General features: G+C 38.0%; 19 protein-coding genes and 2 pseudogenes. 9 read left to right on the top strand and 12 right to left on the bottom strand.

The window, feature by feature from the left end; all coding sequences use genetic code 11:
- Together MKL32_RS08125 and MKL32_RS08120 are read left to right on the top strand one after the other, a co-directional pair.
- A pseudogene (locus tag MKL32_RS08125) lies at positions 1–102 on the top strand (FAD-dependent oxidoreductase); the annotation flags it as partial.
- Between the two features lie 158 nt (positions 103–260).
- Positions 261–605 (top strand): hypothetical protein, encoded by a 345-nt coding sequence (locus MKL32_RS08120; protein WP_004966800.1) that lies wholly within the window; start codon positions 261–263, stop codon positions 603–605.
- Positions 606–657: 52 nt separating this feature from the next.
- Here MKL32_RS08120 and MKL32_RS08115 read toward each other — a convergent pair whose 3' ends face one another.
- Positions 658–1,269 carry a glutathione binding-like protein gene (locus MKL32_RS08115; protein ID WP_004915125.1) on the bottom strand — a complete coding sequence of 204 codons (612 nt, stop codon included), beginning with the start codon at positions 1,267–1,269 and terminating at the stop codon, positions 658–660.
- Positions 1,270–1,474: 205 nt separating this feature from the next.
- Positions 1,475–3,913, bottom strand: coding sequence for an ExeM/NucH family extracellular endonuclease (locus MKL32_RS08110; RefSeq protein WP_270900383.1), 2,439 nt, complete (start codon positions 3,911–3,913; stop codon positions 1,475–1,477).
- 184 nt (positions 3,914–4,097) lie between these two features.
- On the opposite strand from MKL32_RS08110, the gene trmB reads away from it, so the two are divergent.
- Positions 4,098–4,814: a tRNA (guanosine(46)-N7)-methyltransferase TrmB gene (gene trmB, locus MKL32_RS08105; RefSeq protein WP_004662584.1), complete on the top strand. Its 717-nt coding sequence runs from the start codon at positions 4,098–4,100 to the stop codon at positions 4,812–4,814.
- 347 nt (positions 4,815–5,161) lie between these two features.
- Positions 5,162–5,521, top strand: coding sequence for a hypothetical protein (locus MKL32_RS08100; protein ID WP_004915115.1), 360 nt, complete (start codon positions 5,162–5,164; stop codon positions 5,519–5,521).
- A 201-nt stretch (positions 5,522–5,722) separates the two neighbouring features.
- Here the strand turns inward: MKL32_RS08100 and MKL32_RS08095 are convergent, their stop codons facing one another.
- The 4 genes from MKL32_RS08095 to MKL32_RS08080 form a co-directional block, all read right to left on the bottom strand.
- Positions 5,723–6,505, bottom strand: coding sequence for a Rossmann-like and DUF2520 domain-containing protein (locus MKL32_RS08095; protein WP_039047939.1), 783 nt, complete (start codon positions 6,503–6,505; stop codon positions 5,723–5,725).
- Between the two features lie 132 nt (positions 6,506–6,637).
- Positions 6,638–7,870, bottom strand: coding sequence for a dihydroorotase (locus MKL32_RS08090; protein ID WP_004966796.1), 1,233 nt, complete (start codon positions 7,868–7,870; stop codon positions 6,638–6,640).
- A gap of 11 nt (positions 7,871–7,881) precedes the next feature.
- Positions 7,882–8,898, bottom strand: a complete 1,017-nt coding sequence (locus tag MKL32_RS08085; protein WP_004915106.1) for an aspartate carbamoyltransferase catalytic subunit — start codon at positions 8,896–8,898, stop codon at positions 7,882–7,884.
- Between the two features lie 238 nt (positions 8,899–9,136).
- The gene (locus MKL32_RS08080) at positions 9,137–9,493 is read right to left on the bottom strand and encodes a hypothetical protein (RefSeq protein WP_004915099.1); all 357 of its coding nucleotides are present in this window, start codon (positions 9,491–9,493) and stop codon (positions 9,137–9,139) included.
- A 233-nt stretch (positions 9,494–9,726) separates the two neighbouring features.
- Between MKL32_RS08080 and rlmKL the strand changes: the two genes are divergently transcribed.
- Positions 9,727–11,931: a bifunctional 23S rRNA (guanine(2069)-N(7))-methyltransferase RlmK/23S rRNA (guanine(2445)-N(2))-methyltransferase RlmL gene (gene rlmKL / locus MKL32_RS08075; RefSeq protein WP_204379230.1), complete on the top strand. Its 2,205-nt coding sequence runs from the start codon at positions 9,727–9,729 to the stop codon at positions 11,929–11,931.
- A gap of 22 nt (positions 11,932–11,953) precedes the next feature.
- Here rlmKL and MKL32_RS08070 read toward each other — a convergent pair whose 3' ends face one another.
- Both MKL32_RS08070 and clpB read right to left on the bottom strand, forming a co-directional pair.
- A complete protein-coding gene (locus MKL32_RS08070) occupies positions 11,954–12,376 on the bottom strand; it encodes a hypothetical protein (RefSeq protein ID WP_005402769.1) in 423 nt (140 codons plus the stop codon).
- Positions 12,377–12,540: 164 nt separating this feature from the next.
- Entirely contained in the window at positions 12,541–15,120 is a 2,580-nt protein-coding gene (gene clpB / locus MKL32_RS08065) for an ATP-dependent chaperone ClpB (RefSeq protein WP_151830437.1), read from the bottom strand.
- Positions 15,121–15,381: 261 nt separating this feature from the next.
- Here clpB and MKL32_RS08060 point away from each other — a divergent pair.
- Positions 15,382–16,183, top strand: a pseudogene (locus MKL32_RS08060) (peptidoglycan DD-metalloendopeptidase family protein).
- Between the two features lie 45 nt (positions 16,184–16,228).
- On the opposite strand, the gene MKL32_RS08055 reads toward MKL32_RS08060, so the two are convergent.
- Complete coding sequence (locus tag MKL32_RS08055) at positions 16,229–16,657, bottom strand: OsmC family protein (protein ID WP_004953612.1); 429 nt, start codon at positions 16,655–16,657, stop codon at positions 16,229–16,231.
- Positions 16,658–16,804: 147 nt separating this feature from the next.
- Between MKL32_RS08055 and crp the strand changes: the two genes are divergently transcribed.
- Both crp and MKL32_RS08045 read left to right on the top strand, forming a co-directional pair.
- The gene (crp, locus tag MKL32_RS08050; RefSeq protein ID WP_004915082.1) at positions 16,805–17,512 is read left to right on the top strand and encodes a cAMP-activated global transcriptional regulator CRP; all 708 of its coding nucleotides are present in this window, start codon (positions 16,805–16,807) and stop codon (positions 17,510–17,512) included.
- A 203-nt stretch (positions 17,513–17,715) separates the two neighbouring features.
- A complete protein-coding gene (locus MKL32_RS08045; RefSeq protein WP_004915079.1) occupies positions 17,716–18,495 on the top strand; it encodes a M48 family metallopeptidase in 780 nt (259 codons plus the stop codon).
- A gap of 53 nt (positions 18,496–18,548) precedes the next feature.
- On the opposite strand, the gene MKL32_RS08040 is transcribed toward MKL32_RS08045, so the two are convergent.
- Genes MKL32_RS08040 through MKL32_RS08030 form a run of 3 tightly spaced genes read right to left on the bottom strand, consistent with a single transcriptional unit; the run spans position 18,549 to position 22,643 of the window.
- Positions 18,549–20,279, bottom strand: coding sequence for an acetyl/propionyl/methylcrotonyl-CoA carboxylase subunit alpha (locus MKL32_RS08040; RefSeq protein ID WP_270900382.1), 1,731 nt, complete (start codon positions 20,277–20,279; stop codon positions 18,549–18,551).
- On the bottom strand, positions 20,280–21,854 hold the full coding sequence (locus MKL32_RS08035; RefSeq protein ID WP_212386916.1) for an urea amidolyase family protein: 1,575 nt from the start codon (positions 21,852–21,854) through the stop codon (positions 20,280–20,282).
- A gap of 30 nt (positions 21,855–21,884) precedes the next feature.
- Positions 21,885–22,643, bottom strand: coding sequence for a LamB/YcsF family protein (locus tag MKL32_RS08030; RefSeq protein ID WP_126132226.1), 759 nt, complete (start codon positions 22,641–22,643; stop codon positions 21,885–21,887).
- 165 nt (positions 22,644–22,808) lie between these two features.
- Between MKL32_RS08030 and MKL32_RS08025 the strand changes: the two genes are divergently transcribed.
- Positions 22,809–23,555, top strand: coding sequence for an IS5 family transposase (locus tag MKL32_RS08025; protein ID WP_004912080.1), 747 nt, complete (start codon positions 22,809–22,811; stop codon positions 23,553–23,555).
- The last annotated feature ends 35 nt before the right edge of the window (positions 23,556–23,590 follow it).

The raw sequence follows: 23,590 nt of genomic DNA, 5'->3' as shown, positions 1-23,590 counted from the left end.
GACTGTACGACAGTACCATACAAGCAAATCATCATCGCAACAGGCGAAGGTGCGAAAGCTGCATTATCTGCCTTTGATTACATGATTCGTTCTACAAACTAAGTCAATATCTTGTTTTGTGACCACACTTATATTTAACAATGTAAGTGTGTGTTTTTACAAGTTATCAACAAATTTGTAACTTTCTTATTCACTCGCTTTGTGTTTATATTTTCGATATCCATACTTGTTGGATGCCACAACGAAAAGGAAATATGAAAATGAATAAATTACTTGTTGCGTTAGGTCTAGCTGCTACTGTTGCTCTTGTAGGCTGTAATAAAGATAAAGCACCTGAAACTGGTGCAACAACGGGTGAACATTTAGAAAACGCTGCTGAACAAGCTGGCGCTGATGTGAAAGATGCTGCTGATGCTGCAACAACCAATGTAGCTACAGCGGTTGATACTGCTGCTGATCAAATCGACGCTGCTGCTGATCATACTGCTCATGCAACTGCTGAAGCTGCTGCTAAAACTGAAGCTGCTGCACGTGATGCGACTGCCAATGTTGCTGGTGCTGTAGAATCAGGTGCTGCGAACGTTAAAGAAAAAGCTCAACAATAATTTGTTGATAATAAAAAAGCCTCTGTATAGAGGCTTTTTTATTTGTAGATTTTTAATTAAACAAACCTTCATCACGCATTGCAATTTGTACAGACTGACGTTCAGCTACTTTATTACGAAGCGCGATAATATTGGTATAAGGCGTTAAATCATGCTCAATATGATTTGACCAGTTTGTCAGTACAAATAAATATGCATCCGCTGGACCAAAATTATCATCAACTAGATAATCATATTCAGATTCAGCTAAATAATTATCGATATATTTAAGTAAACGATCTACTTCTGCATATGCTTTGGTCTTTTCATCATCTGTAAGTTTACCACCAAAGAAAACAGCATATGCATCATGAAGTTCTGAGTTCAAATAACCCAACCATTCCAATACTTTAGCTCGCCCCATCCCTGATGGTGGAATCAAATCTTGCTTTGGATCGTGTTGTGCTAAGAATGGTAATATCGCTACATTTTCAGTCAAAATTAGACCTGGATTAATTTCTAGTGCTGGGACATACCCCTTAGGATTAATCTCGTAATAATCTGCACCTTTAGAAGTTTTATGCGTTTTTAAATCAACTCGTTCTAAATCAAAATCAACATTTATTTCATTTAAAATAATGTGTGCCGCTAACGAACATGCGCCTGGTGAATAATACAACTTCATCTCTAATCCTTGTTATCTAACTACTTACGCTCTTGAACTTCGAATGAACATCGAGAACAGATATAGATTTAAATTTATAATAGCTCTAATGCTAAAAACATCTACCCATCTACTATTAATGAATTTTTTTCTAGCTTGCAAGTTATATTCCGTGACGATTGATTAATTTATGAAAAAACAAACTGCACAATGTCACGAAATGTAGTTAAGCTCGACCAAAAAGCTTACCTAACCACTCAAATAGAGAATTTAAGAACTCGACAATGATATTTTTCTGATTCGATTCTAGCTGAGCATCTGGTGTTTTTAAGTCTAAGTCTACAATGACAGGGTCATGGTCAGATGAACGATATGGGTCTGCAGCAAAGAAAAGCTCTTTTTGCTCATCAGTTTTATATTCTTCATTGTAATCAAGTACTGTCGGCTCATCAGCATTGATATGCCAAGCAAAAGCTTTAACTACACGTTTATAGAGATTTGCATCAGCAATCGCATGATCAAGATTGCCTGCTCCACCATAACCATCACTATTACTGGAAACCCCAAAGACATAACTATAAGCGTTCGTACCCTCTCCGATTTTGCTGTCATTGAGTAGAACTCTGTAGTTGGCTTTTTCAAAAGCTAAAATTGGGTCTTCTTTGGCATAGCTATTCATATCACCAAGCAACAAAATATTTGGATTTTTGACTTGGGTAGGATTCTTTGCAATCCACTGAGTGAGCTGTTCGACGGCTTTAACACGAGTCGGATTCCAGCAGCCTTGACCATCTTTTTGATCAGCATCAAGCGAGTTCAAGTCAACGCCCGAACAACTTTTAGATTTAAGATGATTTGGAATTACTGTGAAAATTTGTCCACCATGCACTGGTTTGAATGATTGTGCGATAGTCGAACGATTCTTTTCACCCAGATCTAGAACAGCTGCTTTATTCACTGGTTGAACACGTTTGCTATTATAAATAATCGCCACAGCAATCACATCTGTGCCTAATTGATTTAAATCTTCAGGAATTACATATTTCCAATCTTGCCCTAAAGCTTTGGTTAAATAAGCAACCGCACTATCACTACCATAACCATTATTGGCAATCTCCATCAAACCATACACATCAGCATCAATGGATTTTAATGCACTTATGATTTTGGCATGTTGCTTATCAAATTCAGCCTGACTGTTCGCACCACGTTCTGTAGGGAAACCATTCTTGCCATTGTCATAGTTCAACACGTTAAATGCTGCAGCACGAATATGTTTCGTTTGTTTCACAGCAATTGTCGTTCGTGGATTAGTTGTGGTAACGACTTCAGGCAAGTTTGTACCTACAATCGGTTGTATACGCCAAGCATTAAAGCGATATTCCAAAATACCTTGTGCATTCTTTAATTGATATCCAGAACGTAAAGTGTTTAACGCACTAAAGTTTTGTGGCAACCTTGGCGCTCGATTTTGATTATTATAGCCATCATCAAAAATGATCTTAGAAAGCAAATTTTGTTGTGCCAATGCCTTCGCTTCATTCGATAAAGCTGGATATAGATTGGTAGGAATAAATAGGCGACCAAGACTCAGGGACAACTCACCATAACGCCCAAAATTATAGTTCTCGCTGACAGTTAAAGTTTGCGGTAATTTCACCAACATGCCTTGATAGCGTTTTGGTGTATTACCTGTATTTTCAGTCAAACTCGTAAATGGCAAATTAAGATCAAGTGGCTGAATTAGCGATGCCATATTTTGATTACAGGTTTGTATGTCTTGCTGTAATTGATCAATTTGAAGTTGGTTTTGATAGTTAGTGAGACGACCGCGTAAAATCACCTCATCGCCGATTTGTCCGCCTTTGACAGCACTGCTCGCAGGAATATAAACAAAAATCGCATTACTCACATTTGGCGTTGCTTTGCTATCAGGTGTTTGTATATAGAAACCTGAAAATCCATTGCTATAGCGATAGTCCGCCGTGATCACCCCACGAATCGTATAATTTTGATTTTGAGTTGACTGTGCTAAGTTCGCAATTGGAGTATCCGTACTGCTACAGCCGACTGATTCATTGACTGGAGGCGTTGTTGTTGAACCTGACAAATTTGAAAAATCATTTCGATCTGACCAAGCTTGCCAAGACTGATCTAAATCAAATGGACTAGTCGGATCAACACTAATCACAGGATTATCAGTTTGAATACGTTTAAAACTATTAGCAACACTATAAACTGTAGTGCCCCAACCTGAAGTTGGACGCTCACCTATCCGTCCAAAACGATCTACAGGCGTACCACGATAAAGTAATACAATCGCATCATCTCCATTGAATGACAGACCTGCTACTTGATTCACTTTGTTGCCTAATTGTGTTTGTAATTCTGAACGCCCGATTAGATATTTCTGTTTACTGGCTAAAGCCCCCTGTAAAGGAAATGCTGCTGTTTTGACTGTTCCCCCATTATTAAATTGTTGGATTTCATAATCTGCTAAATTTACTGTTGTCGCATCTGGATTATAGATCTCTAAACCTTTACGGTTGCTACTGCCATCAACATATTGGCTAAACATGAGTTGCGCATGTGCAATAGAAAATGTAGAAGAAGCTCCTAACAGACCTAAACAAATTGCAAGCGAATGGTAATTAAAATTTTTCATAGTTTTTTACTAAGTGTTTTAAATTGTAATTAGGCTATGCAACTTCTATGACAACTCTATGAAGCTTTTTTGACAAATTTTAATCACTACTAAAAAGTTTCAAGTAAATAAAACGATTTAAAAGTTTGACTTGAACACCTGAACACTTAAAATACGGCATTTCTATATTTATATCCCCAGAATCATGTCAAACGATCAGTTAGAAACGCAAATTACGGAACTCGACAATTTGCCTGAGCACCGTGAAATTGTGACGTTTATGCGTCGTTCAGCTCCGCTCAATACGTCACAACGTACTGCTTTAGAAGATTATCGTGATTTAATTTTGGAATACCCTGTTGGGGATTTACGTCAGCACTTTGAGCATCCCGAACGTCCATTAACCGTTGAAATCGGTTTTGGTATGGGACGTTCTTTAGTACTCATGGCTAAAGCAAATCCTGAGCGCAACTTTGTCGGCATTGAAGTGCATGTTCCTGGTATCGCACAATGTGTCTATGAAGCAGGCATGGCAGGTTTAAAGAACTTATTTGTATTGGATGCTGATGCAATCCAAGTATTACGTGAAATGCCAGACAACAGTATTAACTGTGTACAACTTTATTTCCCAGATCCATGGCAGAAGAAGCGTCATTTTAAACGCCGCTTCGTGATACATGAGCGTATGCAATTAGTTGAACAGAAGTTGGAACTTGGTGGGACTTTCCACGCAGCTACTGACTGGGAACCATACGCAGAATGGATGCTTGATATTTTGGACAATCGTCCTGATATGGAAAATTTAGCAGGTAAAGGTAATAGCTACCCTCGCCCTGAATGGCGTCCAGTGACCAAATTCGAACGTCGTGGGCTTGAATCTGGTCATAAGATCAATGACTTTATTTTCAAAAAAATAAAGTAGCAATTCATCAAAATTAAAAAATAGCATTAAATATCAACATTTAATGCTATTTCAACCTATTAAAAACCAACTCAATTTTAAATTTCAAATATAAAAGACAAAAAGTGAATTATTAAAACAACTTATAAAAGCTGTACCTATCAAACCTATATGCTTACTTTGTAAAATCAAATGTGTTCAAATTTACAGCCCTCTATTTACATGATCTATAAATATTTTTTATTCATGTTTAGCTAAAATAAATAATGAATCATTTTGATCTCAAATGAAGAAATTATTGCCTCATAAACAATGAGTGCTCTATTCAGTGCAATGATTTAGCCCAAAGATGAAGATAGGTTGGTTTTATGGAAAAAACTCTGCAATGCCCCAAATGTGGTTCTACAGAAATCGAAGTACGTGATCATGACAAATTACTGAAAACTACAGGTGGCGTTTTAATGACTGCTGCTGGCACAACTGCTGGTACAGTAGGTGGTGCAGCAACTGGTGCATCAGTTGGCGCAGCTATAGGAACTGTAGCAGGTCCATTGGGTGTAATTGTTGGTGGAACTATTGGAACTTTCGTGGGTGCAATTAGTGTCGGGATTACAGGTGGCGTCGTTGGTAATATTTTCGGAAAAAAAGCGGGTGTCGTGATCGACAAGAATATTTTCCAAGATTATTTATGTCTAAAATGCAAACATCGTTTTAAACAAAAGAATTGATTAAGCTCAAGACACATTTACCTAATTTCTAAGCTGATATTTAAACAACTCATATCAGCTAAATGTGTTTATAAACAATACTTATGTTTTCTAATACAGGCATTATTCAACCTGCCCCTCTTATTATTAATTATAAAAAAATGCAAATACGACCGAGCTTAGTTTAGATAAAAAAAGATTATACAATTCATACATTTATGGTTATTTACCATGTAAATGACGGGTCTTAATACCTTCACTTAAGAGCTGATAAACATCAACAAGATCATTTCTTGCATCTTTTTTTAATAAGTTATGATGCATTTTTAAAATATTTTCATCACCACGCATGGCTGGACCTGTCTGCATTTCTTTAGGGTCATTGATCGTTGCTTTTTGTGCAGTCTCCAATATCAATGGGTGAAGTAAAGAAAAATCGACCTGTTGTTCATCAACAATTTGTTTAGCAATATCATAACAGTAGTTACTAAAATTACATGCAAAAACAGCAGCCATGTGCAATGTTTGACGCTGTTGAGAGCTGTATTGGTAAACCTTCTGAGTCAAACTACCTGCTAATGAGGTGAGTAAATCCAAATCATGATTGTTTACAGCCTCGACAAACACAGGCGTTGTAGTCCAGTCAATCTCTCGTTCATAACTAAATGTTTGTAAAGGATAAAATACACCTGATTTGTCGTGAACTACTGAAAGAACTTCTAAACTTGTACTTCCTGAAGTATGTACAATTAATACTTGCTGCAAATAAGCGCTAATTTTTTGAATAACTTCAGCTATTGCTTGATCTGAAATAGCGATGATCACTAGATCAATATCAGAACTTAATTGCTCAAAATCACTGATGGCAACAGCATCCACTAACGATGCTAAACGATTGGCTTTTTCTAAATCACGACTAAAAACTTGTACAATCTGGTGATCAGGATGGAGTACTTTTGCTAAATGATAGGCAACACGCCCTGCACCAATGAATGTAATTCTCATTTTTATAGAACCTTTTTAGAAGCGAAATAATCTACCAATAAACTCTTTAAGAAAAGATTACAATAATGAATTAACTAATTGAAATAATTAAGCAGAATAAGTAACTTGACCTATTCTGCTTAGAAATAAAGTTTAGATAAATGTCTGCAGCACTTTGCCTTTCAAGGTTTGACCTAATAGCGGTGTATTTTTACCTTGAGATAAAATTGTTTCTTTTGAAACAGTCCACTCTAGCTCTGGATCAATCAGTACCCAACCTGCTTCTTGTTTCCAACGTTCAGTCATATTGGCAACTTTAGCAGGATTTAAGGTAACTTTTTCGACCCATTCTAAAGCATCAAAAACACCTTCTTGGATAAGCTGAACACCTAAACCGACATAGGTATCGAACGCTGTAATACCTGGTTGAGTTTCAGCAAATGGAGCCATTTTTGCTGAACTACTTAATGGTTCGTGATGGGTACAGATAGCGTCAATCACGCCCTCTTTTAAACCCTGACGCAACAAAGCTTTATCTTGTTCAGAGCGCAGTGGCGGACGAACATGTGCTAGAGAATTAAATCCATCCGTCAATTGTTCAGTTAAATGAAGTTGATGCATTGCTACATCCGCAGTTACTGGCAAACCTTTGGCTTTCGCAGCACGAATCAAATCAATAGATGCGCCACATGACAATAAACCAAAATGGGCTTTGACACCTGTTGCTTCGATCATGAGTAAATATTTAGCAATCGCCACAGTTTCAGCAATCGCAGGAATCATTGGCAAACCCTGACGCGATGCAATAAAGCCTTCGTGTGCACAACCATCTTTCGCGATTTGCGGCTCTTCTGCGTAAAATACTACTGTTAAATCTAGACCAGCAGCATATTCAAGCGTACGAATCACAACATCATCATTTTCAAAGGCGGCATTAGCATTTGAAACCGCAGTACAGCCACCTTTTTTTAGACCAGCCATATTAGAAGGTTGCTTGCCATTTAAACCTTGAGTTTGAGCACCAATAATTTGAAGATAAATACCACCATCTAGTTGAGCTTTCTCAATTAGACCATGGATTAACGCACCATTATCTTGCACGATCGGCTTTGAGTCAGGAGGTGTAATTACATGCAAAATACCGTTTGCTCGCGCAGCTCTCCCCTCAGATTTTAATGTGCCGTGCTGTTGTTGTCCTGGTTCACGCAAACGCGCGCAGAGATCAACCATAGTTGGCATTAACCATTTACCTTGACCATCAATCGTCTGATCAACTTGAGATGCTGCATCAACAATTTTACCGTTCTCTACATAAACAGTTTTAACTTGATCTGTTTTTTGAATTGGATCGAGTACACGAACATTTTCAATTTTTACAATACTCATGTGTAGCACCCTTATACAGCAATCGCTTCAATTAAACCTTGTTCTTGGAGCTGACCTTGCATCGCAAGTGCCAATACTGCCATGCGAACCGCAATACCATTCGTGACCTGTTTTAAAATCACTGATTGATCGCCATCAGCGACACTCGAATCAATTTCAACGCCACGGTTCATCGGTCCAGGATGCATCACAATACAATCTGGTTTAGCTAAAGCAAGACGTTCTTTATTTAAACCATACATCTTGTAAAACTCAGATTGAGACGATAATGCTGGAGAGTCGATACGTTCATTCTGAATACGTAATGCAATAATGACATCACAGTCAGTCACACCTGCATCCATTTGATTGAACAAGCGAACATGTTCACCGTATTCATTAAAACCCACAGGTAACAAAGTATTCGGTGCAATCACTCGAATGTCTTTACAGCCCAATGTCTGCAAAGCAGCGACATTTGAACGTGCAACACGTGAATGTTTGATGTCACCAATAATTGCAACGCTTAATTGCTCAAAAGGCTTTTTAGTTTCACGGCGAATGGTCAGCATATCTAGCATCGCTTGCGTTGGGTGCGCATGACGACCATCACCTGCATTAATAATTGCGACCTTAGGACATACATCTTTTGCTATGAAGTGCGCAGCACCTGAAGAGGAATGACGCACGACGAATACGTCCGCAGCCATAGCTTCTAAATTCCACAGCGTGTCACGCAAAGTTTCACCTTTAGATGTACTTGAGCGTGCAATATCAATATTTAATACATTTGCGGATAAACGCTTAGCTGCTGCTTCAAAGGTAGTACGTGTACGAGTAGAGTTTTCAAAAAATAGATTCATTACCGTGCGCCCTTCTAGAAGCGGACGATTAATCAAATTATTATTATCATCTAAAAAGCTTTGTGCTGTATCTAAAATCTTAGTCAGACTTTCTTTTGAAAGCCCCTCAATCGTTAAAAAATGCTTGAGATTTCCTTGTTGATTGAGCTGTATCTGACTCAAAGTATGCAATGCTGCCACGTGCATAAGAGATTCCTTATACGTTAAGTTAACGCATTATACAGATTTTATATTTCTTTCGTCGTTGAAGTTTTCAGCACTCAGCAAAACTTTTTATTGGTGATCTACAATAACGAGTTAATATTTTCTCTGCATGGTAATTTGATGAAAAGAAAATCAAAAAAATAAGGATGTAGAAAAAGCTCTACACCCTTGTAACGCTGTAATTATTTTTCACTTATTGTTTTTTTATTATTATTATCACTTATCGCAAAGCACCAATATAATGGTGAGCGACTTGAGCTTTATAAATTTCTTCTTCTGTAACTTCCATAAAATAGCTTTCTTCTGTTTCTTCTAGCTTTTTATTTTCAACTATGGCTAACGTAGGCTCTGGATATAAATCTATTAATGGACGTAAACGATCAACATAGTGAGCCAACTCTTGGTCACTTGTTTCCAACGCAATTTCTATAATGTGTTTTGCATATTCTTTATTGTTAACTAAGTACATCACATCAATTACACGACTGGATACACGTCTTAAACGAACATACATTTGTGTTGCGATAGCAAAAGCTTCAGCATTTACCTTAATTTCACTATTCATGCTTTCTTTCATAAAGTCCTCACGTCGTTGGGAGAAATGTATATTCTTGATTCATCACATAGAAAGCAAAATATGTACCAATAATTAAAAATACATTTAAACCTAAAAAATATTTTTATGAAAATTGATTAAAAATACTAAAAATAATAGTCAATAATGCGGTCGATCACACAAATTTGCACCGACAGTTTCATTAAAAATCAGTTAAAATAGCCGATTGCTGAACTGCTTTTTTGGAAATGTGCATGAATTCTACACAACGTCTGACAAACTATTGGGTGACCTGTGCGGATGGACTTGAAACCTTATTACAACAAGAACTTGAAAATTTAGGTATTCAAAACATTCAACGCTTTGCTGGACGTTTGGTATTTAAAGGTACACTAGAAAATGCATATCGAGTTTGTATGTGGTCTAGACTTGCTTCTCGCGTGTTGTTACCGATCCACACTCACGAATTAGAACATACTCATGATGCCCGTGATGTCGCAGAAGAACTCTATGAAGGTGCAATCAGCTTTGATTGGTCTCTCATTTTTGCACCACAAAGCACCTTCGCAGTGCGTTTACATGTTGAACGAGACATTAAAGTAAACACTCAATTTGCAACTTTACGTGTGAAAGATGGTGTTGTCGATTCGTTTATGGAGGCTGTTGGTAAGCGTCCAAGTATCGATATTAAACAGCCTGAAATTACCCTTTATGCTTTGGCTGGCAAAACTGAACATACTTATTGCTTAGATTTATCGGGTGACTCATTGCACAAGCGTGGCTATCGCCGCTTTATGACTGACGCTCCGATCAAAGAAAACCTTGCAGCTGCGATATTACTAAAAGCAGATTTAGCAAATTATCGACCTGATATTATTTTAGATCCAATGTGTGGTTCAGGAACATTTATCATTGAGTCACTCATGATACTCACTGATCGTGCACCAGGATTAGTGAGACGTTTTGGATTCAATGGTTGGCATGGACATGATCGTGATTTATGGTTATCTCTCAAAGCCGAAGCTGCTGAACGCCATGAAAAAGCGCTAGAACAAGATTTACCAAAATTTTATGCTTACGATGCTGATTGGGAAGCTGTTAAAGCCACGCGTCAAAATATTATTGCTGCTGGCTTCGAAAAACTATTGGATCAAATCCAGATTGAAGAACGTACTTTAGCAGATTGGGATGATTTCCACGCTGAAGGTAAAAAAGCATTTATCGTAACGAATCCTCCTTATGGTGAACGTTTAGGTGATAAAGCATCTAACCGCTCACTTTATCTAGGTTTATCTAGCTTATTACAGAAAAATTTTCCAAATCAGCGTGCTGCAATCATCGCTGCGCAAATTGAACAAGCGGATGTGTTGGCATTTAATGATCCACAAACTTTACGTTTGATGAATGGTAAATTGCCGATCTACACTCGATTCGGGACAATTAAACCAGCAACAGTTACTCAACCATTTCTAGCGACATGGCAACCTCAACAATTTGAAAAAATTGAAGGTGCAGAAGATTTTACAAACCGTTTGCAAAAAAATATGCAAAACCTAAAAAAATGGGCTGTAAAAGAAAGCGTATTCTGTTTACGTATTTATGATGCAGATTTGCCTGATTTTAATGTTGCTGTCGATCTTTATGGTGATCGATTACACGTACAAGAATATGCTCCACCAAAAAGTATTGATCCTGAAAAAGCTAAAAAACGTTTCAATTTAGCTTTAGCTGCTATTCGTGCAGTTACAGGTCTAAATCGTGATGCGATTTTTATCAAAACACGTGCTAGACAAACGGGTACAAATCAATATACCAAGCAAAGTACAGCATCAAAACGATTTATCGTACAAGAAGGTAAAGCACGTATCTTAGTAAACTTGACTGATTATTTGGATACAGGTCTATTCCTAGACCATCGCCAAATGCGTTTACGTATTGCAAAAGAAGCACGTGGAAAACATTTCCTTAATTTGTATAGTTATACTTCAACAGCAAGCTTACATGCCGCTTTGGGTGGAGCAGCAAGCACAACGAGTGTGGATTTATCTAATACTTACTTGAGCTGGTCAAAAGAAAACTTTGTATTGAACGGATTAACTGTTGATCATGCCGATGAACAACATATGTTCTTTGCAAGTGATTGCTTTGAGTGGTTAAAAGAAGGTCATGAACAATATGATTTAATCTTTATTGATCCACCTACTTTCTCAAACTCAAAGAAATTCTACGGGACTTTTGACGTTCAGCGAGATCATGTTTCATTAATTAAACGTGCAATGAATCGCCTAACAAGTGATGGTACCTTGTATTTCTCAAACAACTATCGTGGGTTTGAGTTAGATGAAGAAATTGAAGCGATGTATCAGATTGAGGAAATCACGTCTGAAACCATCGGTTTAGATTTCAAACGAAATCACAAAATCCATCGTGCTTGGAAAATCCAACATCCACAAATCTAAGTAAATCATCCAAGAGATCGGGTTACTTGACAGTAATCCGAATCTCACCTTTGATATTTGATGATTCAAACTCATATATCGTAAAGCGATCTGGATCTTGTGCATGAGGCTTGATCGTTGCCTTTTTCTTTTCTCGCAAGTCAGCGACATTATTTTTCTTTTGTTCTTCGTATGGCGACAGAACACCATCTAAAAGCGTTTCAATACGAATTTCTCGCAAATAATTATCACTTAAAATTCGCTGAGCACGCCACCGCTCTTCCTCAGGCTTCTGAGCATCTTGTTCAGCTTTCTGAATAATATAAGGTAAGGTATTGTTTAATATAGATGTTTGTTGAGCAAGAATCCTTTCTGATAGTGGCTGAACAGCCCAACCTTTCAAAGGCAGAGCGGTTATGAACAAAATTACACCGATATTGGTGTAATAGTGCTGCTTTTTTTCCATTGCAATTCATCCTGAATTTTTTTCTTATTTGCTCAGAAAGTATCAAGTTTTTCATAATGTCGCAATGTCATTGGTAATATTCATTGAAAAATCTGATAAATTGCTTAATACAAAAAAAGATGGTGACTTATGTCACCATCTTTTTAACTTGAAGATTTCAAAATTTAACTGAGTTTGATTTTGTCAAATACCAGTTGTCCGCCCTCAGCTTTAATCAAAATATTATCTCCTGGTTGGAACTCACCTGATAATATTTTTTGAGCAAGACTATTTTCAACTTGCTGTTGTATCGCACGTTTCAAAGGTCGAGCTCCGTAGATCGGGTCAAAACCAGCATCAATTAACAGATCAAACGCTGTATCATCAACAGTTAAGCTCATATCACGATCACTCAAACGAGAACGTAAACGATCTAACTGAATATCTGCGATACCACGTATCTGAGCTTTTTGTAGTGAGTGGAAGATCACTAGCTCATCAATACGGTTGATAAACTCTGGACGAAAATGCTGACTTACAGCACTCATCACAACAGTTCTTACTTCATCATCAGTTGCGCCTTCTCCTAATTCACGAACATCTTGTGAACCAAGGTTAGATGTCATTACGATAACCGTATTTTTAAAGTCAACCACACGACCTTGCGAATCCGTTAAACGACCATCATCCAACACTTGTAATAAGATATTGAATACATCTGGATGTGCTTTTTCCACCTCATCAAACAGTACGACGCTATAAGGTTTACGACGTACAGCTTCAGTTAAAACACCGCCCTCTTCATAACCAACATAACCTGGAGGTGCACCGACTAAACGGCTAACTGAGTGCTTTTCCATAAATTCAGACATATCAATACGAATCATGGCATCATCACTATCAAACAAGAAGTTTGCTAATGCTTTAGTCAACTCAGTTTTACCAACCCCAGTTGGACCAAGGAATAAAAATGACCCACTTGGACGATTTGGATCTGACAAACCTGCACGTGAACGACGAACTGCATTCGATACGGCGACGACTGCTTCATCTTGCCCAACTACACGATTATGTAAAAACTCTTCCATATTAAGAAGTTTCTCACGCTCGCCTTGAAGCATTTTTGAAACAGGGATTCCTGTTGCTGCACTTACCACTTCAGCAATTTCATTTTCAGTCACTTTAGTACGAATGAGCTTTGGTTCCTCATTTTCTTCTGCGACTTCAGCTTGTTCCAAACGTTTTTGTAACTCTGGAATCACACCGTATTGCAAACGTGCAGCCTCAGCTAAATCACCTTCACGCTTTGCTTTTTCTAAAGCAACACGTGCTTGATCAAGTTCAACTTGAGCCTTTTTATCACCTTCGACCAGTGTTTTTTCAGCTTTCCAAATTTCCTCTAGATCATTGTACTCTTTTTGCTTTTCAGCAATCTGTTGCTCTAAATGATTAACTTCAGCTTTACTCCCCGCATCTTCATCTTTTTTCACCGCTTCTAGTTGCATTTTTAACTGAATTAAGCGGCGATCCAATTTATCTAAAGCCTCAGGTTTAGAGTCGATCTCCATTTTGATGCGCGATGCAGCTTCATCAATCAAGTCAATCGCCTTATCTGGTAACTGACGATCGGTGATATATCGATGAGACATTTTCGCAGCAGCAATAATCGCTGAGTCTAGAATTTGTACACCGTGATGTGTTGCATATTTCTCTTTTAGACCACGTAAAATTGCAATCGTATCTTCCACACTCGGTTCATCTACCAAGACTTTTTGGAAGCGGCGTTCAAGTGCAGCATCTTTTTCAATGTATTGACGATATTCATCTAAAGTCGTTGCACCAACACAACGCAACTCACCGCGAGCCAAAGCAGGCTTTAACATATTACCTGCATCCATCGCACCATCGCCCTTACCAGCACCAACAAGTGTATGCAACTCATCGATGAAGAGAATGATTTCACCCTCATGCTTCGCAAGGTCTTTTAGAACGGCTTTTAAGCGCTCCTCAAACTCACCTCGATATTTTGCACCCGCAAGTAATGAGCCCAAATCCAAAGAGAGTACACGCTTATTCTTCAAGCTTTCAGGTACTTCACCATTGATGATTCGTTGTGCCAATCCCTCTACAATTGCGGTTTTACCCACACCAGGCTCACCAATTAACACTGGGTTATTCTTGGTACGGCGCGACAACACTTGAATGGTACGGCGAATTTCATCATCACGCCCAATCACAGGGTCTAACTTACCTGCCAATGCACGCTCAGTTAAATCAATCGTATATTTATTTAATGAGTCACGTTGATCTTCGTGATTATTACTCATAACTTTGTCATTTCCTCTAATATTTTCAATGACTTTACGTAAATTCTCTGCTGTAACACCAACACCATTCAAAATAGTTTTGGTTTCGCCTGTCTCAGCTAAACCCAACAATACCCAATCTGTTGATAAAAACTCATCACCAACTTTCTGTGCATAGCGATCCGCAAGATTCAATGCCTTTACCGCTTCAGGATTAAGATTAATATCACCTGTTGGGTTTGCTAATGTTGGAGCATTTTTTAAAGCTTGCTCTAATTTCTGCTTTAACTCAGGTAAGCGAGCGCCAGCCTGTTGTAATAAGCTTAAATTAGCAGGCTCTTCTAACAAGGTTGTCAGAATATGAATTCCTGCTATCGCTGTATGATCCTTACCTATTGCTAACGATTGAGCATCTGAAAGAGCTTGCTGTAAACGGTTTGTAAATTTTTCAAAACGCATTCTTGTTATTCCTCACAACAAATTTTCAACTTGTAATTAAGATGGGAACTAATTTTTAAATTTCAAATAAAATTAATATATATTTCAAAAATTTATATTAATCATCATTGATAAAACTCAGTAATAATATGGGACTATAAACTCCCTATTTCAAGTGTAATTTTATAAATTTTTAATGTGTTGAAATATCACAAATGGACTATTGCTTATAATTTCAATCTGACCTACTTTGACATAAATAATTTCATGTCATTAAAAGCAATGTATTTTAATAAGTTTGTTATTTCTTCTGTTCTTATTACACTTTCATCAGTCTCAGTAGCTGAATTACCTAAAGACTCGCGTCGAGCGGGAGGAATTGCGGTAATACCATTATCAGATCAAATAACGCAGGTGTTTTATAACCATAAACCTGTTTTAATTTCCCGTGAAAATTCTAAACGATATGCTGTTTTCGGTATTCCTTTATCTGCTCCTGTTGGAATATTGAGCTTAGAAACGAATATCGCCCCAATTCAAATTGAGATCAATGCATTCTCATATGCTGAGCAACGTTTAAACGTAAAAAATCAGGATTATGTAAATCCAACCCAAGCGCAACTTAACCGCTATGCTCGCGAAGCTAAAGAACAAAATGATATTTACGACTCTTTTACAAACAGTACTTGGACTCAATTTCCCAATTTTATCAGTCCAACTAAAGGTAAATTCAGTAATGCTTTTGGTCGGAAGCGTTTTTTTTAATGGAGAAGAACGTGCTCCACATTCTGGATTAGATATTCCTGCACCTGTAGGACAAAAAGTAATTGCACCTGCTGATGGTATTGTCGTTCAGACTGGAAACTACTTTTTCAATGGTAATACCATCATGATTGATCATGGTCAGCGCTTAATCAGCATGTATTGCCACTTAAGTAAAATTGATGTTGAAAAAGGTCAAGCAATTCGTCAAGGTCAACTTATCGGTCTTGTAGGGAAAACTGGACGAGTGACAGGCGCACATTTGCATTGGGGTATGAGTTTAAATAATGCACGAGTTGATCCACAATTATTTTTAAAATAAAAAAGGTGATCGATATAGATCACCTTTTAGAAAATCTAAACAATCTTAAGCTTCGGCAGTTTCAACAATTTCAAAATCATGCGTGATTTCGACACCACCATCAGATAACATTTTACTTGCCGAACAATATTTTTCAGCAGAAAGTTCAACTGCCTTCTCAACTTGCTTTTCTTTGACAGCTTTTCCAGTCACAATAAAGTGCAAATGGATTTTGGTAAAAACTGCTGGAATCGCGTCAGCACGTTCAGCTTTTAGCTGACATACGACATTGGTCACATCTTGACGAGATTTCTTTAAAATGGTCACAATATCAAACGAAGCACACCCACCAAGTCCCATTAAAATCAACTCCATAGGACGTGGACCACGGTTTTCACCACCATATTCAGCGGAACCATCCATCAGCACAGTGTGACCACTTTCTGATTTCGCTTCAAAAGCAACATTCTCTAACCAATGTACACTTGTTTGCATTGCAACTACCCAAAAAACGTTATAAATTTACTCTGTTCTTGTACACTAACATAAAATGAGTTGATAAGGAATTTCATCTCTTCTGTGTAGAAAAGGCTCTAACAAGGCCTGTGCGATCGGTTTTATCCAAATTCGGAAATTTTAAGCATGACTTCAAATTTTTCACAGCTTAGCACTGATGCTTTATCACCAGGTCAATTACCTGAATCTGTTAAAGCCTTGCTAAAACGTGCTCATATTAACAGATACCCTAAACGCACCACGATTGTTGACGCTGGAACGGAATCAAAATCACTGTATTTAATATTAAAAGGTTCGGTGTCAATTATTTTACGTGAAGATGATGAACGTGAGATTGTCGTTGCATATTTAAACCCTGGGGATTTCTTTGGCGAAATGGGTCTTTTTGAGAAGAACCCACAACGTACTGCGGAAGTAAGAACTCGTGATGTTTGTGAAATCGCTGAGATTTCATATGACAACTTCCACGAATTAAGCAAACAATATCCTGATTTGAGCTACGCAGTATTTGCTCAATTAGTTCGCCGCTTAAAAAATACAACACGTAAAGTAACTGACCTTGCATTTATTGATGTATCTGGTCGTATTGCACGTTGTTTAATTGATTTATCTTCGCAACCAGAAGCAATGATCTTACCAAATGGTCGTCAAATCCGTATTACTCGCCAAGAGATTGGTCGTATTGTCGGTTGTTCACGTGAAATGGTTGGACGTGTTCTTAAGACGCTTGAAGATCAAGGCATGATTCAAACTGATGGTAAAGCAATTTTAATTTTTGATACGTCATTAGAAGAAAATGCATTTACTGAAGAAGAGTTTGACGACGAAGAATAATCGTTACACGCTTCAAGTGACTCTTAACAAAGCCAGTGCCTCACACTGGCTTTAATTTTCTGATTTATCTCAAATATCATTTTCAGTTTGATTACATAATTACAATGATTATAGAGAGATTCAGAATGTTATGCGCTTCAAACATTTTTTATAATTCTAATGAAAGATTAAACCAATAAGATACTGATTTGGAGAGAATAAGTATGAAGAAGCTGGCTTTAAGCCTTTGTGCAGCATCAGTGATGACCATTTCTGGTTGTGCTTCTTTTGCTGATATGGCTGGTGCAGATAGTGCAACTTTGAATGCTCAATCAGCACAAAGTTTCTCTAAAATGACTCAAGAAGCTCGTGCTAAAAACCAACTTGATACTAGTTCTAGCACTTATCAACGTATCAATACGGTTTTCTTACGTTTAAAACCTTACGCAGATCGAATGAATCAAACTGGACAACGCTTTGATTGGCAGCTTGCAGTGTTGAAATCTGACAACGTGAATGCTTATGTCGCACCTGGCGGTAAAGTTGTTTTCTACACAGGTATCGTAAATAAGCTTAATTTAACCAATGATGAAATCGCTGCAATTATGGGACATGAAATGACCCATGCCCTTGAAGAGCATGCTAAAAGCAAAATTGGGGCTCAAGCACTGACTAGCCTAGCCATCGGTATTGGTACCAGCTACGCAGGCGCTAATATTGGTGAAGCTGGAAATGCAGCAATTAACTTAGGTAGCCAAATTGGTATTGGTTTACCTTATTCTCGTAATCTGGAAAGTCGTGCCGATTACGGCGGTTTGATGTTAATGGCGCGCGCTGGATACAATCCTAACGCGGCAATCAGCTTATGGGAAAAAATGAATCGTCTTGATGGTCCTGGCGGTGCATCATTCTTATCAACGCATCCGTCAAATACTCAACGTATTGGCGATATGCGTAAAAACCTACCAGCAGCTATGGCTGTGTACAATCAAAGCCGTCGTTAAATCATACAAAGCCACTAGATGCTAATTTAGTGGCTTTTTTTATTATCATGGTCTCAAAATGCATGAATCTCTGCTATTTTCTCATCGTTTGAATAATTTTGATGGATCTGTGCTAATTGCTTAATCTCTCCACTGCGATGAGCAATCACCTGAACTTCCATTTTCATTGCCTCCATCACTGCAACTACATCACCTTTTTCCACCATTTGATTGTCTTCTACTTTCCAAGCTGTAATTACACCTGAGATTGGAGCAAGCAGTGCTTTTTCATCAAACACTTTAACTTCTTCTATAGGTTTTACATGCTGTTGAACGCTTTGAAAATTTAAAAACTCCTTCGGCAATCCAATTTGTTGTAACTTCCCATCTATTTCAATCATGAAACGTGCAAACTGATGATCATCCTGAATCATACTTCGCTGTTGAACCTCATATTCGTGAGAAAAATCTTGCTCAATCCATCGCGTATGTACTTTAAATTCGTCAACAAAATCTGGATGTTGCAATACTGCTTTATGAAAAGGTAAAACAGTGGCTATACCTTCTATTTCAAAAGCAGCTAAAGCCCTTTTAGCTCGTTGAATGGCAATCTCACGTGTTGGTCCCGTCACGATTAATTTTGCGAGTAAAGAATCAAAATGGCGGGAGACTTCACTTCCTTGCATAACGCCTGTGTCTAGACGAATTCCAATACCAGATGGCGCTATAAATTTGGATATTTTCCCAAACGAGGGAATAAATCCACGTGCAGGATCTTCGGCATTGATACGAAACTCAATTGCATGAGTTTGGGGTTTCAACGTAGCTTGGATTGAAAGCGGTTCACCTAATGCAATTTTTATTTGTTCGACAACAATATCTAATCCCAAAGTTTGTTCAGACACGGGATGTTCAACTTGTAATCGTGTATTAACTTCCAAAAATGAAAGCTTGCTATTTTGGCTCAATAAATATTCGACTGTACCTGCCCCGACATAATCAACTGCACGACACAGCTTGATCGATGAACTTACAATTTGTTGATAAATCTCATCTGAGATAAACGGTGCTGGCGCTTCCTCTACAAGCTTTTGATTACGTCTTTGCAAAGAGCAATCTCGTGTTCCAACAACAACGATATGACCTAACTGATCTGCAAGAATCTGAGCTTCAATATGTCTAGGCTTATCCAAATATTGTTCAACATAACATTCGCCTCGTCCAAAAGCTGCTGTAGCTTCTCTTACGGCAGACTCATACAGGCTCGTAACTTCCTCGAGCTCCCAAGCGACCTTTAAACCACGTCCACCGCCACCATAAGCGGCCTTGATAGCTATCGGGAGGCCATATTGTTTAGCAAACTTTACTGCTTCTTCTGCAGACTGTAGTGGTTGTGCAGTACCCTGTACCAATGGAGCACCAACTGATTGAGCAATTTTTCTTGCTTGAATCTTGTCACCAAGTTGTTGAATTGCCTTAGGCGGTGGCCCAACCCAAATAAGCCCTGCATCTAATACTGCTTGCGCAAAATCAGCACGTTCTGAAAGGAAACCATATCCTGGATGAATCATCGTGACTTGAGCTTTTTTGGCAATTGCCAAAATTTTATTAATATCGAGATAAGTTTCTTTTGCAGTTAAACCCGATAGCGCCCAAGCTTCATCCGCCATTTTGACATGTAAACTCGCCATGTCATCATCTGCATAGATTGCAACCGATCTAATCGCTAAATCTTTGCAAGCTTGAATCACTCGAACTGCAATCTCACCCCGATTTGCAATTAAAAGCTTATGTGAACTGTACATTTATTTTAAGTCCATAAAATCTGAAATTTGTCTAAATTTAATCAAACACCCTGTTGGAATCTGCGCGATTAGGTCAAGATGATATGCTGCAACACTCGCGATGACTGGATATCCGCCTGTAATTGGGTGATCATTCATAAATAAGACAGGCTGACCATTTGGGGGTACTTGTATCGCTCCAGTACAACATCCTTCACTCGGTAACTCTTTGTCGATCTCTCTCACTAGTGGTTTTTCACCACTTAATCTCAATCCAATTCGGTTACTTTCAGCACTGACTTGCCACCGCTGATTGAAGAACAATTCCAAACTATCTGTAGAGAACCAATCCGTTCGAGGACCTAAAAACACATCTATAATTATTTCATCGCCTACTTTTGGTTTTGTTCGAACAAAATGATTTAACTCAACAGGATATGTTTTTAACTGAGCAGAATAAATCTGATCACCGACCTGAATAGGCGATGTACCCAATTCTGCAAGAGAATCATAACTGACACTACCTAGAATTTGCTCCGCATAGATTCCACCCTGAACTGCAAGATAGTTACGCAACCCTTCTTTAGGCTGTGTTAGATAGATCTCATCACCTTCATCTAAAGCGATTGGTTGGCATAAGCTGGCTTGTCTTTTACCTGTCTCTTTATAAGTGATCCAAAGCTCACTCAATGCACCCGTCACTGCGATTACAGTTGGCTGAATGACTTTAAGTTTTAGCCCACCATTTAAAATTTCTAACACTGCTGCATGTTTAGGATTACCAACGATTAGGTTCGCTTCAACAAAACTACTTTGATCTAACGCGCCTGCTCTTCCAACTCCAAGAGATGCTACATGATGCCGACCTTGATCTTGGACTAAGACTTGTAATCCAGTATTTAATACTTCAAATAGAACGGGTTTATAGGTTGCTAAATTTGAATGAACTAGGGTTGTTGAAACAGAGGTTTGTGTTGGGTTTCGACTAATATCTTTAAAAATCACTTGATCAGAAGGCAGTAACAAAGCTGGATTTTCTCGGTGAATATCCCACATAATTTCATCCGTTCTCCCAATCAGTTGCCACCCACCAGGACTCTCCTTAGGATAAATTCCGCTATATTCTCCTGCTAAACCGACCGACCCTGCTGTTACTTTTTTACGGGGTGAGGATCGGCGTGGGACACTACCAAATGGCTGATCATGGCTCATCAAATAAGCAAATCCCGGTGCAAAACCAATGAATGCAACTTGCCAGCAGCTTTCGGTATGTTTTCGAATCAATTGTTGAGTTGTTAGCCCTAAATGATCGGCTATTTCTGCTAAATCACAACCATCATAATGAACACCAATAACAATTTCTTTAGTTGAATTAAATCGTTTTAATTCAATTTTTTGGGAACGAATCCATTTGATCAAGCTAAGTTGATCAATCCAAATTGGATCGAAATACACCAAGACTGTTCGAGCAGCAGGAATTAATTCTTGAATATAAGGATGATTGGCTTGATTGAGTGATTGATATACTGCAATTGTTGTTTCTAAAGCATCTAATTCAATTAAAAATGCATTTTCATTGACCGATAAAAATCTCATTTCAGCACTCAACGATATGATCTATAAGTCTTAAGATACAAAGCTATGTATAGCAATTTGGTGATCAACTAAGGTTTGGCGAATCACTTTTGCCATCTGTAATGCTCCTAACGAATCTCCATGCAAACAGATTGTATCGGCTTTAAGCGGTGTAAATTCACCTTCTATAGATATGACACCCTTTTTTTTGATCATATCTAATACACGCTCAGCAATCATTTCTACATCATGCAAAACCGCACCCTCTTGACGACGAGAAACCAAAGTTCCATCACGATGGTAAGCACGATCAGCAAATGCTTCTGATACGACTCTTAACCCTTGCTTTCTTGCAAATTCGATTAAGGGTGAACCAGCTAAAGCGACTAATACCAAAGACGAGTCGTAAGCCAAGATCGCATCTATAACTGCTTTTGCTTGATCTAAATTGGTAGCTATAGTGTTGTACAAAGCGCCATGAGGTTTTACATACCGAACGCTAGTGCCTGCGACTTGTGCTAGACCTTGTAAAGCTGAAATTTGATACAAGACATCTGCATATAACTCATCATATGCCACATCCATATTACGACGGCCAAAACCCACTAAGTCTGGATAGGAGACATGCGCACCTACACTCACTTTTAATTGAGCAGCTTGCTTCAATGTTTGTAGAATACTTTTGGGATCGCCTGCATGAAAACCACAAGCAATATTGGCACTACTAACAATCGGAAGTATTTGTTCATCATTACCCATAGACCATGAGCCATAGCTCTCGCCTAAATCACTGTTTAGATCAATGTACATACGCTTCCCAATTGCTAGTCTTTCTTTTATTGATTTATTTTAGCAATATACTCCAACGCGTTGCTTTACCAATATTTATTTTTATTAGGGTGTGTTGACACTTTTAGCTTAAAAAAATAGCGAAGTAGTAAAATCAAATCGCCAAACCTAATTTTACTATTCGCTATGCCTCGTACCATGCTGACAGATCAACACTGGCAAAAGTTGAAAACTATTTTGCGTAATTTATCTATTCATCACAACTCAAATTTACGTAATTTTATTGAAGCTATTCTCTATAGAATTAGAACAGGCTGTCCGTGGCGAGATATTCCTTCCTATTTCGGTCAATCAAACTCTATTTTCAAACGTTTTAATCGTTGGTCAAGCAGCGGTAAGTTGCTTAGATTATTCAAATTATTAGCATCATGCCCCGATATGGAGTGGATTTTTATTGATGGCTCTCACGTACGTGCTCATCAACATTCTGCCGGTATAGCGAATCAATCCATTTCTAAAAGTGTAGGAGGAAACTCCTCAAAAATACATTTGATTGTTGATTCACATGGCAATCCTATTGATTTCATGATTACCGATGGCACTACACATGACATCAAAGTTGCACCTGATTTAATAGCAACATTAGATTTAAAAGAGACAGAAGTGGTATGCGCAGATAAAGGCTATGATTCAGAACCACTGCGTGAGCAGATCAGAAAAACAGGAACAAAAGCGAATATACCAAAGAAAATAAATAGCCAATCGAACAATGATCATATGGACTGGTATTTATATAAAATCAGGCATTTAGTTGAAAATATGTTTTGTAGATTAAAACAATTTAGAGGGATAGCTACTCGATATGACAAGCTCAAAAGAAATTATCAAAGTGCTGTTGCCTTAGCCTGTATATTTTTATGGCTACCTTTATAGGTTTAATTATGAACAGTAAATGTCAACAGACCCTA

It is taken from the genome of Acinetobacter sp. AOR34_HL (assembly GCF_027854795.1).
In the GTDB taxonomy this organism is placed as follows: Bacteria; Pseudomonadota; Gammaproteobacteria; order Pseudomonadales; family Moraxellaceae; genus Acinetobacter; species Acinetobacter junii.
Note: the sequence above shows the minus strand (reverse complement) of the source record. Positions and strands in the feature narration are given on the sequence as shown.